Source organism: Lujinxingia vulgaris, from assembly GCF_007997015.1.
GTDB classification, from domain to species: Bacteria; Myxococcota_A; Bradymonadia; order Bradymonadales; family Bradymonadaceae; genus Lujinxingia; species Lujinxingia vulgaris.
In genome coordinates this window covers 460,898-473,689 of sequence record NZ_VOSM01000002.1, presented here as the reverse complement: position 1 = coordinate 473,689, position 12,792 = coordinate 460,898, and the positions used below count along the sequence as shown (strand labels likewise).

The window sequence follows — 12,792 nt, the reverse complement described above, 5'->3', positions numbered from 1 at the left end:
GCCGCTCAGGGTGCTCTCAATGCAGCAGACATGGCGTCAACGTTGCCTCACGGCGTAGTCACTTAAGGGAAGACGCCCCGCTCCACATACATCACGTTGATGCGCTGAATCGCCACTGCCAGTGCTGCGGTGCGGTTATCGACGTCGTTGGCGCGGGCAAACGCGCGCATCTCCTGGTAGGCGTTCTTCATCATGAAGTGCAGGCGGCTGTCGACCTCCTGAAGCTGCCAGGACTCCGAGCGCTTGTTCTGAATCCACTCAAAGTACGAGACGACCACACCACCGGCGTTGGCCATCATATCCGGGATCACCTCGATGCCCCGCTCGGCCATCACGCGCTCACCGCCCAGGGTGGTCGGGCCGTTGGCGGCCTCCACCACCACGCGCGCTTTAAGTTTGCGGGCGACCTCTTCGGTGACCTGAAGCTCCAGCGCGGCCGGGATGCAGATGTCGCACTCAACCTCCCAGAACTCATCCGACGTGATCGTCTTGGCGCCCGGATAGCCCGCCACTCCGCCGTGCTCGGCGACGTGTTCGACAAGCTTGCGCGGGTAGATGCCCTCCGGGTTGTAGAGCGTCCCGGTATGATCTTCGACCGCCACCATCACCGCCCCCAGGCGCGAGAGAATCTGGGCGGTGTGGCTGCCCACGTTACCAAATCCCTGCAGGGTGTAGGTGCAACCATCGAGGCGGAAGCCGTGCTCATCGGCCCACTCCTGGATGCAGTAGACCACGCCCTGGCCGGTGGCCTTCTCTCGCCCGACGCTGCCGCCGGAGTTGAGCGTCTTGCCGGTGACAATGCCGCGCTGGGCGTTTTTGTCGTTGGCGTTATGGGTGTTCATGTAGGTGTCCATCATCCAGACCATCGTCTGGCTGTTGGTGCCCACGTCCGGCGCCGGGATGTCGTACTCCGGGCCGATGTTGTTGCCCAGGTCGTGCGTGAAGCGACGCGTAATGCGCTCCAGCTCGGTCTGGCTGTACTTGCTCGGGGTCAGGCGAATACCGCCCTTGGCACCACCGAAGGGCACGTTGAGCAGCGCGCACTTGTAGGTCATCAACGCGGCCAGCGCTTTGACTTCTTCAAGCGTGACCTCGTGGTGGTAGCGAATCCCGCCCTTATAGGGGCCTTTGATGTTGTTGTGCTGAATGCGGTAGCCGGTAAAGAGCTCGTAGCTCCCATCGTCCATACGCACCGGGAAGTTGACGATGACCTCATTCTTGGGCTGGCTCAAGATCAGGCGCACGTGGTCCTCAAGCGGCGCCGCGTCCATCGCCCGCTGGAGCTGGGCGAGGTGAACCTCAAAGAAGTTCTCCGCAGAAGCAGGGCTGGTCGTGGCCGCCTTCACAGAAGCCGGTGCCGTCGCCTCAACGACGTCGGGTGCGTCGGGTTTCTTGCTCATCGCAGGACCTTAAATTGGGACGTGGATTAAGAGCCAGAGCCACGTTTATCGACGTGACTTCAGCAGCGGTTTTATGCTCCGGAAAGGGGCTGCATAACACTTACCGGACGCGATCGGAGTAACAGCGCCACAGGAGAGCGTCAAGCGCTGGAGACGACGCATCGCGTCATCCCCGGGCCCTCGCATCGCCTTACTCGGCGCGGTCTTCCGCCTCTTCATCGGCAGCGGGCGCGGCGGCCTCTTCGCCGACCTGCACGCCCTCTTCAGCGGCGGGCTCATCACCCTGCCCCGACGCCTCATCGCCCTCGGCCAGCGCATCCTCTGGCGAGCTTTCCGACGCGGGCATTTCAGCCGACCTGATGTCTGCGGCGCTGCGCTCCACCGGAGCTTTAAAGCCAAGAATGTCCCCGGTGCTGGAGACCTCGTAGACGACATCAAGCGCGCCCTCGCCACGGGGCACCCGAAGAGTAACCTCGGCGCTGCGGTGGTCGAGGGGGGCCACGGCCACCACGCCCGCCGGCGTCACACCCAGCTGCTGCAGCTCCGCAACCTGCTCGGTGAACTCCTCCAGCGAGGCGCCATAGAGCTCGGACTCCGCCGACACAAAACGCCGCGCCTGCTCGACCCGCCCGTTCGCAACCTCGCGGTGGAAACGCAGCGCCATCATCGCCGCCGGCTCGTCGGCCAGACTTCGCGTCACCCGCGTCAGGTCCCAGGCGCTCACCCCGTACACCGGCTCCGCGCCCTCGCCGCCGACGTAGGATACCTCCAGGCTGATCTGCAGCGCGTGGGGAGCGCTCGGCTCGGCCACGCGTGTGGTCATCTCCCAGACCACCTCACTCTGATCGTCATTACGAGAGAGCAGGGTCACGCCAAAGGGGGTGGGCATGCCACGGTTGAGGTCCTCGGTATGCGGCGCAAAGGCATTGCGCACATCTTCAACGTCGAGCTTTTGCTGCGCGCTGGCGTCGAGCGCAGCGTAGGCGCTCTCATAATCTTCGCGACGAAGATCGATCACGAATTCGTAGGCGTGCTCCTGGGCGCCCTCGGCCACCAACGCAAGCTCCTGAAACTCGCCACAGCACGAGACGGCCTTAAAGGCGCCAAAGCCTGCCAGAACCGCGCCGATCAACACCACCACCCCGCAACCGATCGCCGCGAACTTCAACACTTTGGAGCCGGTACTCGCGCCCTGCTCTCCACCCGAATAGTCATCCATCGTCGCGTCTCCTGCCGAAGATCGTTTGTAACTTTAAAGAGCACTTCACCACCGGGGAGGACCATACGCAAATCCGCGCGCGCTGTCCTCCCCGGCGAGTGTTTTGACACCTTTATGGGACCGCAGAGAGCGCTCGGATGACCTCACCAGGCTTCTCCTCCGGCGACTTACGTAAGGGGTCGAGCTCGCTGAGCGGCATGATCCGGGGCCCCTTCATGGCATGAATCTTCTTGTTGATATCAACACGATAGGTCAACGCCGGCGCATCCGGGTTCTCGTGAATCACAAAGGTGACGTCAACCCGACGCTCATCGAGCGGACGAAACGCCACGACCTCCACCTGCTTGTCCCGAATGGGCTTAAACGCCTCAACCTGTTCCTCAAGGCTGAGCTCCGCCTCGTCCTCAAAAGACGCGTCGATCATGCCACGGGCCCGAGCGACATCGCCGGCAATCAGCGCCTGATGAAAAGCCAGCGCGCGCTCGGTCTGCGGAAACGCCGTCAGATCGCGAACCGCGAGATCCGTGGTCAGCTCCACAATCCTGTAGCGCGAGTCGGAGCTACCCGGTTCGCGCGCAATCACCAGATGGATGGTTTGCACCAGCTGATCGAGCGGTGATCCGATCGTGGTGAAGGCCTCCCAATGGTTGGGGTTATCGTCGCTCCTGGCAACCATAAAGGGTGTGGGAGGTACAACCGCAACGATCGGTCGCATCAGCGCAAAGTTCTCTTTCAAATCGGCAGGACTAAGCTCGCCGCGCAGCTCCTCTCCCAGGCGACCATGAATCTTCTCGTAATCGCCCGATTTCATCTCGCCAGCGAATCCGTTGGCGAACGTCCTGACCTCGTCGACGGTGTCGACCGTGTCTTTCACGGTGAAGACCACCGCGGCCGCGAAGAGCGCGGCAAGCACGCCCCCCAACACCAGAAACGCGCCGCAGCCCCACGCGGCGATCTTCATCATGTTGCGGCCTTTCTTAACGTCTCCTCCATGTGCTTCGGTGTGCTCGTGCATCGTTGCCTCCCCGTCTGGGTGGTTGAAGGTGGTTCCCCGGGCCAACCTGACCTCGCACCCCGCGCTCCGAGCGACCTCGGCGGCAGCTCCAGACGCAGCCGCTTCGATCCACCCCGGAGCACGCAACACCCGTACGCAACGCGTCCGCCCCACGCCGAGCAACGCGACGCAAGCAAACACCCCGCGCACACCTCTCGGCTGCGACTCAGGCCCCTTCTACGACTTGGGAATGAGACACGACACTAGCCCAACTCCGGCGTCGAGACCAAGAGCGATCGGCGGGCGCGCAAAAAAAAAAGATTGCGGGCCTGACGGCCCGCAATCTTTTCCATCTTCGCGACGTGGTGTTCGGCAAAGCAACGCGGATCGATCGCGCGTCACATATTCAGCGGCCTCGCCCGTCGAACACCCGCGAGACCAGCGCTCCAAGCCGCCCGGGGGGTCGCACAAGCGCCACCTTCGGCCCCGCGCTCACGCGCAGCACACACCCCTCATCGGGCTCAAAAAACGCGCCATCAAGCACCCAGCCGGCCGGCGCGTCGAGCACAAGCTCACCGAGCGCCTCGGCGCGCCCCGCCCCCTCACCGACCGACTCCAGAAGCTCCGGCTTAAGCCCCTGGCTCACCAGCGCCCGGGTGGGGATATGCGTCCACACCGCGGGCTGCGCCCTGCTGTTACGAAGCCCGTACCAGGTGCGCTCCAGCGAGGTCGCCACCACCGAGCCCTGATGCATCGGCACCACGGCGCGATCCACGCGCATCCGCGCGCCAACATCCTGGCTCTGAGGATCACGAAGCGTATCGGAGGCCAGGCGCGCCACCGCGCTGACAAGTTTACCCGCGCCCTTCTGCGCCTCGCGCTGCGCCTGACGCGCGCGATAAACCCAGCCCGCCCCGAAGCTAAATCCGTAGCGCGCCCCGGCGAGCGTGCTCGCGCTCACCTTGAGCGTCGGGGTCATCTGCACCGTCCAGCCTGCCGCCTCCTCGATCGATCGGGCCGCGCGTGATGGTTTGAGCTCCGCCCCCAGCGCCTCCCCCACCACCGAGGCCCCCTGGGGCCCGCAGGGCCACACGCGCATGCCGCGGGCCACAAGCGCCACATCGCTCAGGAGCGCGCTGACCACCTGCCCAAGCAGCCGGTCATCACCGAACACCGCCAGCAGCTCCACCCCGTCGTCGGCCAACGCGCGCAGCTGCTCGCCGACCTCGACATCATCTTCTCGCAGCGCGGTCACTTGCTTTGCGCCGAAATGCCGGCGGGCATCTTCCAAAAAAAAGCCGCCCGAAAGGACGGCATAGGTTACTTGACTCATGTCTCACTCAGCGTCGAGGTGCCATCAACATCGATGGCACCGTCTTAGCGCTTCATCGTGCCGGCGACCAGCCCGAGGAAACGATCTTCGTTGAGATCGCTGGTCATCGCGTAGGTCACGCCCAGATCCTGGACCACCGCCACGCCGTAGCCTTTCTGATTGAGCCAGACGATATCGCGATCTTCGACCTGACGGATCGACTCTCGCGGCACCTTAAGACCTTCGCCGTCGAAGAGCAGCACGCTCATGCGCGCGCCATCGACCTCGTAGAGCACCAGCGCCGCGCGTCGATCTTCGACATGCGCGATACGTCCGCCCAGCAGGTTGACCCGCGCGTTATCGAAGTGGGGCAGCCGCACCGAGAAGTCCACCTTATCCTGGAACCAGGCGCTGGCCTCCTGCGGGTTACTCGTTGTGATCTCCAGGGGGAAGTTGCCCTTATGCCACTCCACCGTCTGATCGACGACGGGCGTGGGGCTGCTGGCCGCCGGCGCAATGGTCATCTCCGGCATCAGGAGCACCAGCGCGAGCATCGCCGCCAGCGGTCCGGCCACCCAGCCCACCCGCACGTAGAGGGGGCGAGTCTCGGTGCGCTCCTCGTCGAGTTCCAGCTCCAGGGTGGCGAGTTCCGAGGTGATGCGCTCGCGCAGCGACTGCGGCGCGCGCTCCTCCGACAACTTCTCGCGCAGCTGCGCCTTAAAGCGCACCTGAGCGTTCACGCGTCCGCGGCATCGCTCACACCCGGCAAGGTGCGCCTCCATATCGGCGCGCTCCCGCTCGTCGAACTCCTCATCGACGTACGTGTCGATAAAAGGCTCAAAATCCTCACAGCCCAACGCCACATTTTGCACCAGTTGTCCCACGTTCTTCACCTCATCTGGAAGTTCGACTCAACCCGCCACCACCGACAGCATCAGCTGGCCTGAGCGGCCTTGCGTTCGCGGTAGGCGTTAAGGTCGGCAGGCGCGTCCGTGGCCTCCGGCGTCTCGTCCTCTTCGTCCTGAGAGGGGATGTACCCGTTTTTAAGCGCGTACTCTTTGAGCTGGGCCTGAAGCATGCGCCGCCCGCGGTAGAGTCGGCTCATCACCGTACCGATGGGGCAGTCCATGATCTCGGCGATCTCTTTGTAGGCAAAGTCCTGCAAGTCAGCCAGAAGCACGACCATACGGAAGTCCACCGGCACCTGCTCCAGCGCGCGTTTGACCTCATCGCCGAACATCTTGAAGTAGAGATGCTCCTCGGTCTCAAAGCTCTCGTGGAAAGGCGTCAGCTCCGGGGCTTCGGCGCGCTCCTGGAGCGGGCGGAAGTCGTCATCCACCAGGTACTCGCGGCGCTTCTGCTGCTTGCGGTAGCGGTTGATGAAGGTGTTGGTCATGATCTTGAAGAGCCACGCCTTGCAGTTGGTGCCCTGCTCGTATTTGTCGAAGTAGCGGTAGGCCTTGAGCATCGTCTCCTGGATCAGATCCTCGGCGTCGCTCTCGCTCTTGGTCAGACGCAGCGCCGTGCCGTAAAGGGCATCCAGATGAGGGATGGCCTCCTGCTCAAACGCCAGCCGCTCTTTTGCGTCCATCTTCGCTTTGTTCTTCTTAAACATGGGCACCTTCCCGTGCTCTTAAGTCATCGCTGCGCCCCGAGTGGGCGACGGCGCGTGGCCTGCAGATGAAGCGAGCAGACCAACGCGTCGGTTGTAACTTCAGACGCAGGCGATTCTATTTCATTCAGCCTGCAATCTTCCAGATACAGCCCGATCGCGATCGGGCGTCGCATCGGGGAGATGATCGCAGATACGCCGCAAGAAACAAAGACGCCCCCGTCAACCCTCAACCGGGCCGCGGGGGCGACTTCATCACAGCACCAAGTTTGCCGGTTAGAGCAGCTCGCTCAAAGGCGTGTACTCGACGTCAAGGGCCTCAGCCACAGCCTTATACACACACTGGCCCTTGTAGGTGTTCACCCCCAGAGCCAGCGCGGGATCATCTTTGACAGCCTGCTCGAAGCCCTTGCTGGCCAGCGCCAGCCCGTAGCCCAGCGTGGTGTTGTTGAGGGCGAAGGTCGAGGTGCGCGCCACCGCCCCGGGCATATTCGCCACGCAATAATGCACCACGCCGTCGACCACGTAGGTGGGATCTTCGTGGGTGGTCGGGTGGCAGGTGGCGATGCAGCCGCCCTGGTCCACCGAGACATCCACCACGACGCTTCCTTCCTGCATCTGGCTGATATGATCGCGGGTCACAAGGTGCGGCGCTTTGGCGCCGGGGATGAGCACCGCGCCCACCACCAGGTCGGCGTTGAGCACCTGGTCGTAGATCGTGCCGACGTTGGAGTGCATCGTCTGGATCTTGCTTCCGAAGATGTCGTCGAGATAGCGCAGGCGGTTGAGGTTCAGGTCCACAATCGTGACCTGCGCGCCCATGCCCACGGCCATCTTCGCGGCGTTGGTACCCACGACACCGCCGCCCAGAATCACGACTTTGGCGCGTGCCACACCGGGCACGCCACCGAGGAGCACGCCCTTGCCACCGTGCTCACGCTCCAGGCAACGCGCGCCCACCTGGATGGCCATGCGCCCGGCCACTTCGCTCATCGGCTCCAGGAGCGGAAGGCGCCCGTCGGGAAGCTGGATCGTCTCGTAGGCCACCGCGCGCACCTGACGCTCCAGCAGCACCTCGGCCAGCTCCGGCACCGCCGCCAGGTGGAAGTAGGTGTAGACGAGCTGGCCCTTCTGCATCAGCCCGTACTCCGGCGCCATCGGCTCTTTGACCTTCACGATCATATCCGAGGACTCCCAGACCGCCTCGGCCGAGGGCAGGATCATCGCGCCGGCCTCCACGTAGCGCTCATCCGGGATCGCGCTCCCCTCGCCAGCGCCAGCCTGCACGGCCACCACATGGCCCTGCCGCACATACTCGGCCACGCTCGCTGGAATCAGCCCCACTCGATATTCGTGATTCTTAATCTCTTTCGGAACCCCAATTCTCACGGCTCTTCTCCGGGTAGCGGCAACGTTAAGGAATCCCGGGCCGCCCGCTCTCGGGGAGCCCTGTGCGCCGGACTATAGCGAGCGCTAACCTTCCCCGCAATCGAGGTACTCGCCAAAAACCCAATGGTCCGTCATGCCCCGATGCGGAGCGCTTGCTCCCGTTGCGAAAGATGCGCTCGACCGCTAGGAATGCGCATGATCGCTTATCGCTTCTTCATGCGTTGAGACTCACCCACCCCAGGATTTTCCCCATGAACACCCACCACACTTTGATGACGCGGCGCACCATTCACGACTACAAAAGCGACCCCCTGCCCGAAGGCGCGCTCAAGCGCGCCCTGGAGGCGGCCACCCGCGCGCCGAACCACAAACTGACCAACCCCTGGCGCTTCACGATGATGGGCCCCGAGACCCGCGCGCGCATCACCGAGATCGGTGTGGCCGAGAAGCGAAAGAAGCGCGGCGAGTTGAGTGAGGCGGCGGAGGCCTCAATTCGCACGAAGTTTACGCGCCCCCCGGAGCTCATCGCAGTGAGCCAGGTGATCAACGCCGACGCGCACCGCCGGCGCGAAGACTACGCCGCGGTGGCCTGCGCCATCCAGAACATCCAACTCGCGCTGTGGAGCGAGGGCATCGGCTCCAAGTGGAGCAGCGGCGGGGTGACCAACGCGCCCGAGACCTACGAGGTGCTCGGCATCGGTCCGGATGTTGAGGAGATCGTGGGCTTTGTCTGGGTGGGATTTGCCGATGTGGTGCCCGACCCGCCCCGCACACCCCTTAGCGAGGTGGTGCGCACCACTGCCTGAACTCATGCCCCGGTCTCACTGGCCGGGGACCTCGTCCTGAAGGCGCTCCGGCCGCATCTCCACGCGGGCCCCATCGAGCAGCGTGCTCAGCGCCTCGGTGTAGGCCTGCGCGCGCGCTTCGCGGGTGAGCGCGTGGGCTGCAAAACGCTCAACCTCTTGAGGCTCGGCCGGGCGCCCGTCGAGTACTTCATCGACTTTGAGCAGATGCCAGCCCACGGGTGAGCGCACCGGATCGCTCAACGTGCCGAGTTCGTCCTCATTGGCCAGCGCATCGGCCGCGCGGGAGAACTCCGGCACGACCTGAATCCAACCTTCGGGAAGTCGCTGGCTCACATCGCCCTCAGTAGGCCGTGCAAATCGCATATGCGCGTTGACCACAGCCTGATACCCCGAGGGAAGAACCTCCTCGTTGAGCCGCGCGGCCTCGGCGATCAGGGCATCGAGCGTCGGCGCGGCGTCGAGCCGCTCGGCGCTCGCCAGGATCCAGGCGCGGGCTTGCTCAAAGCGCTCCTCACGAAGCTCACGGCGGCGCTCCGCGGCGAACTTCTCATCACCGGGCAGCATGCGCGGCACCACAATCACCAGGTGGCTTGAGCGGTAGCCCCGGGGGAAGTCGGCGTTCTTCTGCAAGATCGCCACGAAGTCTTCGCCAGGCTCATCAACCAGGTGCGACGCCTCGATCTCACCCTCAAGGTAGGCGTTCACCAGGCCCTGCTTTCGTGCAAACATCGCGTCGGGCGTCTGGTGCAACCCGCGGCGTTGCGCCTCCTGCCAGAGCAGCGTCTCTTCGATCAGAGCATCCATCGCCTCCTGACGATCGAGCTCCGGGTGGGCCTCCCAGAAGATCGCCAGCTCGGGCTCCCCCAGGCTGACCTCCCCTACCCGCGCCAGCTCGGTCTCTGGCGAGGCGGCCACCAGGGCGCTCATCGCCTCATCGACCGGCGGGTGACTCACCTCGGCCTGCTCCTCGGCGCATCCTGCCGCCAGAGCCAGCATCACCATCCCCCATGCTTTGATTCGCCACGCTCGCATCAATCCTCCCGACTCGCAGCCACCGCCAGACGTGAGAGGTCCACGCCGGCGCGCACCACCGCAAAGGCCACCGCCAGCGCGATGAGCGCGGCGACATAGTCGGCCTCGGCCAGAAAGTTCACCGTGCGCACAAAGAAGTACGCGCTCCCTGCGATAAACCCGATCCCCAGGATGTCGTACAACGTCGCGCGCATCTCGCCTCATCGTTGGTGTGCGGACAGCAGCATGGAAGCCGCCCGGCGTCATTGCAAGGTTGTGACCATCTGCATGCCCAGGGCGATCGTCACGCCGGCGGCGACCAACCAGCCCGCCACCCGGCGTTTTAAGAGCTTCGGGGTGTCGATAAGACGAAGCTGCGCTCGAGTGAGCACCGGCTGGCGGCGCTCATATTCCCAGTTCAGCGCCGGCAACACTGCGGCCATATACGCCATGACCACCCAGGCAAAGAGCATACACACCGACATAAAGGTCAGGTGCAACGACGCCCGCTCGCCATGACGCTCGACAAGCGTGCGGCCGACCTCGGGATCGACAAAGAGCATCCAGATCAACACAGCGAGCACGCCTGCGACCACGGCCGCGCGGGAGCGCACAAAGAAGCGGTAGCGAGGCGCAAGGCTGTCGGTGGTGTGAACCTCCGTCAGTTGTTGACCGGCGCTCTCCCTCGGCTCATCGCCAACCGCCGCGACGACCAGATAACTCACAAAGGTCGCCGCGCTCGCCAGCAATGCGCCGGGCTCGGCCATCGCCGCCCATTCGCGTTCGGTGAGGAGCGCCATCGCCGGCAAAAAACTCACCGGAAAGACCATCAGTCGCAGCGCCGGGTTGGGACGCGCAATCGCCAGCGCCCCGAAAAAGAGGGGTGTGAGCATCGCCAGCACGCGCAGCCCGGAGCCGTCGGCGCTGAGCACCTCGGCGGCCAGCCCCGCACCCAGCCACTGACCCCAGAGGGTCAGCGCCAGAAACGCCAGCAGCAGCGCTCGCCAGAGTGAGCCCCGCTCACGCGCCGGCTCCTGGCCTTGCTCTTCTCTGCGGGAGCCCTCATCCATCAATGCCGCCCTGTCGGATTGCACAGCTACCGCGACTCACTCCACCCGCCAGATGGCGTGGGCTGGTTGGCCGTCGCGACGAAAGTCCACCCGAATCTCCTCAGCCTCGGCCAGCGTCGACCAGGTGTTGAGGTAATGATCGGGGCGCTCCAACTTCACCAGGTTCACATGGGTGACCACATCGCCCACCCGAAGTTGGGGCGCGACGAAGCTATGCGCCTGGGTGGAGATGTCGACGATCAAGAAGCCGACAAAGGCGCCGTCTTGGTGATGCGGCTCGGTGTCGACATGCTGAAACACCACGGCCGGGCCGCGCTCCAGCAGCGCATCAACCTCACCCCGGGTGATCAGCGAAGCGCCGTCGGGTCCGACCATGGGCTCTCGAAGTTCAACGCTGCGGGCTGGCGTGGAGGCGGGGTTATCGGGAAGAGGCGCGACCGCAGCCTCATCGCCCGAGGGCGGCGCGCCCACATTTTGCTCCGGTCCCCGCTCGGCGGCGCGCCGCTGATCGGGCGCGCTCGCACAACTTACACTCAGCGCGACCAACGCCAGCGCGACCAACCCCAGTCCCAACCTCTGCACTCCGATCTTCATCAGCGCTCCTCATTGAGTTTTTCAAACATCTCGGCCCGCGTGGCGAACTTGTACTCGACAAGCCCCCGCGCCTCCGCCTCTTTTGCAGCGAGCCTGTCGAGGTGTTTCACGCCCTCATAATCGACGACGCGAACCTCTCGCTTCTCCAGAAGATCAAAAAGCCCCTGGCGAACGTCCTCATAACCACGCGTGCCGGCCGGTCGCACCCGAAACTCACCATCGAGGTAGGCCAGGATCTCATCGCATCCCTGCACCGCATCGGCCCGGGCTTTGCCCACAAGCCCGTCGGAAGCTTTGCGCGCCCAGCCCACCACGAAGGTGTCCCAGATCGGCGTCGCTTCGACCGGGTCGTAGACCATGTAGCGCGGCCGGTCGGGGTGCGCCTCCCAGGGCTCCTGAACGGTCGCAAACTCACCGGACCACGCCGGCGAGAGGGGCAGTCCCAGCGAAGGCTCAATCGCATCGCCGATGGCAAAGACGATGGTATCGCAGGCCAGCGTCTCAAACTCCCCGGTGCGCTCCACGCCCACCCGACCGTCGGCGCCCGGCGCTTTCAGGCGCGTCTTCTCGCAGGTCAGGCCGGTGACGCGGCCCTCTTCATCAACCTCCACCCGCGCCGGGGAACGCAGAAAACGCATATGCAGGGAGGTCTCACTGGGGTTCTCCAGGGGCTCGTCCACAAAACGCACGTACTCTCCAAAGAGCGCGTCGGGGTCCTGGCCCACCTCGGTGAGCACGGGCGCGATGCGGTCGAACTCCGCCCGCAGCGCATCCTGATCGAGCGCCTGGCTGACGAGCTTAAACTCTTTGTCGGTAAACGCCCGCTCCGCCGGCCCGCGGCGCGCCACCGCGGTCACCGAGCGCACCTTCCGCTCGCAGACCATCCAGTGGACGATGTCCAGGCAGACGTTGCCCATGCCCACCACCACCACATCGTCGCCGACGGGAAACTCCCGCTCACTGAAAGGCGGAAGCCCGTTGTAGTGGTACACCAGATCTTTGGCGTGAAAGCAGGCCTCGGCATCTTCGCCGGTCAGCCCCAGCCACTTGGTGCCCTGGGCGCCCACGGCGACCACCAGCGCATCAAAGCCCAGCTCGCGCAGCTCGTCGAGCGAGATGTCCGCCTCTTCGCCCACGCTCACATTGCCGGCGTAGTAAATGTTCTCATGCGAGAGCACCCGATCGAAGTAGCGACGAAGCCCCCGCTTCATCTTGTATTTGGTCGGGTAAATCCCGAACTCGGCCAGCCCACCGGGCTTGATATCCCGGTTGAGCATCACCACCTGATGGCCAGCCTTGGCCAGCACCTCCGCTGCATAAATGCTGGCCGGGCCAGCGCCGATCATCGCTACGGTGTGCGTCGATTTCGTTGTCATAGTCTCGTG

13 protein-coding genes are annotated in these 12,792 nt (G+C 64.4%); 1 reads left to right on the top strand and 12 read right to left on the bottom strand.

The features are described from left to right. Positions 1-62 precede the first annotated feature (62 nt). The 7 genes from FRC98_RS05520 to ald all read right to left on the bottom strand — a co-directional run bounded on the left by FRC98_RS05520 (position 63) and on the right by ald (position 7,926). A complete protein-coding gene (locus FRC98_RS05520; protein WP_230467301.1) occupies positions 63-1,400 on the bottom strand; it encodes a Glu/Leu/Phe/Val family dehydrogenase in 1,338 nt (445 codons plus the stop codon). A gap of 190 nt (positions 1,401-1,590) precedes the next feature. Continuing rightward, entirely contained in the window at positions 1,591-2,619 is a 1,029-nt protein-coding gene (locus FRC98_RS05515) for a hypothetical protein (protein ID WP_146980294.1), read from the bottom strand. 112 nt (positions 2,620-2,731) lie between these two features. Further along, the gene (locus FRC98_RS05510) at positions 2,732-3,634 is read right to left on the bottom strand and encodes a hypothetical protein (RefSeq protein ID WP_146980293.1); all 903 of its coding nucleotides are present in this window, start codon (positions 3,632-3,634) and stop codon (positions 2,732-2,734) included. A gap of 385 nt (positions 3,635-4,019) precedes the next feature. Further along, complete coding sequence (locus tag FRC98_RS05505; RefSeq protein WP_146980292.1) at positions 4,020-4,946, bottom strand: hypothetical protein; 927 nt, start codon at positions 4,944-4,946, stop codon at positions 4,020-4,022. Between the two features lie 44 nt (positions 4,947-4,990). Next, positions 4,991-5,809 carry an anti-sigma factor family protein gene (locus tag FRC98_RS05500; RefSeq protein WP_230467300.1) on the bottom strand — a complete coding sequence of 273 codons (819 nt, stop codon included), beginning with the start codon at positions 5,807-5,809 and terminating at the stop codon, positions 4,991-4,993. 50 nt (positions 5,810-5,859) lie between these two features. Then, entirely contained in the window at positions 5,860-6,540 is a 681-nt protein-coding gene (locus tag FRC98_RS05495; protein ID WP_230467299.1) for a sigma-70 family RNA polymerase sigma factor, read from the bottom strand. Between the two features lie 273 nt (positions 6,541-6,813). Beyond that, entirely contained in the window at positions 6,814-7,926 is a 1,113-nt protein-coding gene (gene ald, locus FRC98_RS05490; RefSeq protein ID WP_146980290.1) for an alanine dehydrogenase, read from the bottom strand. A 251-nt stretch (positions 7,927-8,177) separates the two neighbouring features. On the opposite strand from ald, the gene FRC98_RS05485 reads away from it, so the two are divergent. Further along, positions 8,178-8,732: a nitroreductase family protein gene (locus FRC98_RS05485; protein WP_230467298.1), complete on the top strand. Its 555-nt coding sequence runs from the start codon at positions 8,178-8,180 to the stop codon at positions 8,730-8,732. A gap of 15 nt (positions 8,733-8,747) precedes the next feature. Here FRC98_RS05485 and FRC98_RS05480 read toward each other — a convergent pair whose 3' ends face one another. From FRC98_RS05480 to FRC98_RS05460, 5 genes are read right to left on the bottom strand one after another with little or no spacing between them, the layout of a single operon-like run. Continuing rightward, the gene (locus tag FRC98_RS05480) at positions 8,748-9,764 is read right to left on the bottom strand and encodes a peptidylprolyl isomerase (protein ID WP_146980288.1); all 1,017 of its coding nucleotides are present in this window, start codon (positions 9,762-9,764) and stop codon (positions 8,748-8,750) included. Continuing rightward, positions 9,764-9,958: a hypothetical protein gene (locus FRC98_RS05475; protein ID WP_146980287.1), complete on the bottom strand. Its 195-nt coding sequence runs from the start codon at positions 9,956-9,958 to the stop codon at positions 9,764-9,766. Before FRC98_RS05475 ends, FRC98_RS05480 begins: the two co-directional genes overlap by 1 nt. Positions 9,959-10,006: 48 nt before the next feature. Beyond that, entirely contained in the window at positions 10,007-10,813 is an 807-nt protein-coding gene (locus tag FRC98_RS05470; protein WP_146980286.1) for a hypothetical protein, read from the bottom strand. Positions 10,814-10,849: 36 nt separating this feature from the next. Beyond that, positions 10,850-11,407, bottom strand: coding sequence for a hypothetical protein (locus FRC98_RS05465; protein ID WP_146980285.1), 558 nt, complete (start codon positions 11,405-11,407; stop codon positions 10,850-10,852). After that, positions 11,407-12,783: an FAD-dependent oxidoreductase gene (locus tag FRC98_RS05460; RefSeq protein ID WP_146980284.1), complete on the bottom strand. Its 1,377-nt coding sequence runs from the start codon at positions 12,781-12,783 to the stop codon at positions 11,407-11,409. Before FRC98_RS05460 ends, FRC98_RS05465 begins: the two co-directional genes overlap by 1 nt. Positions 12,784-12,792: the final 9 nt, after the last annotated feature.

Excerpts from the sequence above, each read along its gene's own strand:
- FRC98_RS05515 (WP_146980294.1), bottom strand. The coding sequence starts at position 2,619 with ATGGATGACTATTCGGGTGGAGAGCAGGGCGCGAGTACCGGCTCCAAA.
- FRC98_RS05480 (WP_146980288.1), bottom strand. The coding sequence starts at position 9,764 with ATGCGAGCGTGGCGAATCAAAGCATGGGGGATGGTGATGCTGGCTCTG.
- FRC98_RS05520 (WP_230467301.1), bottom strand. The coding sequence starts at position 1,400 with ATGAGCAAGAAACCCGACGCACCCGACGTCGTTGAGGCGACGGCACCG.
- FRC98_RS05465 (WP_146980285.1), bottom strand. The coding sequence starts at position 11,407 with ATGAAGATCGGAGTGCAGAGGTTGGGACTGGGGTTGGTCGCGCTGGCG.
- FRC98_RS05470 (WP_146980286.1), bottom strand. The coding sequence starts at position 10,813 with ATGGATGAGGGCTCCCGCAGAGAAGAGCAAGGCCAGGAGCCGGCGCGT.
- FRC98_RS05485 (WP_230467298.1), top strand. The coding sequence starts at position 8,178 with ATGAACACCCACCACACTTTGATGACGCGGCGCACCATTCACGACTAC.
- FRC98_RS05495 (WP_230467299.1), bottom strand. The coding sequence starts at position 6,540 with ATGTTTAAGAAGAACAAAGCGAAGATGGACGCAAAAGAGCGGCTGGCG.
- FRC98_RS05505 (WP_146980292.1), bottom strand. The coding sequence starts at position 4,946 with ATGAGTCAAGTAACCTATGCCGTCCTTTCGGGCGGCTTTTTTTTGGAA.
- FRC98_RS05475 (WP_146980287.1), bottom strand. The coding sequence starts at position 9,958 with ATGCGCGCGACGTTGTACGACATCCTGGGGATCGGGTTTATCGCAGGG.
- FRC98_RS05510 (WP_146980293.1), bottom strand. The coding sequence starts at position 3,634 with ATGCACGAGCACACCGAAGCACATGGAGGAGACGTTAAGAAAGGCCGC.
- FRC98_RS05460 (WP_146980284.1), bottom strand. The coding sequence starts at position 12,783 with ATGACAACGAAATCGACGCACACCGTAGCGATGATCGGCGCTGGCCCG.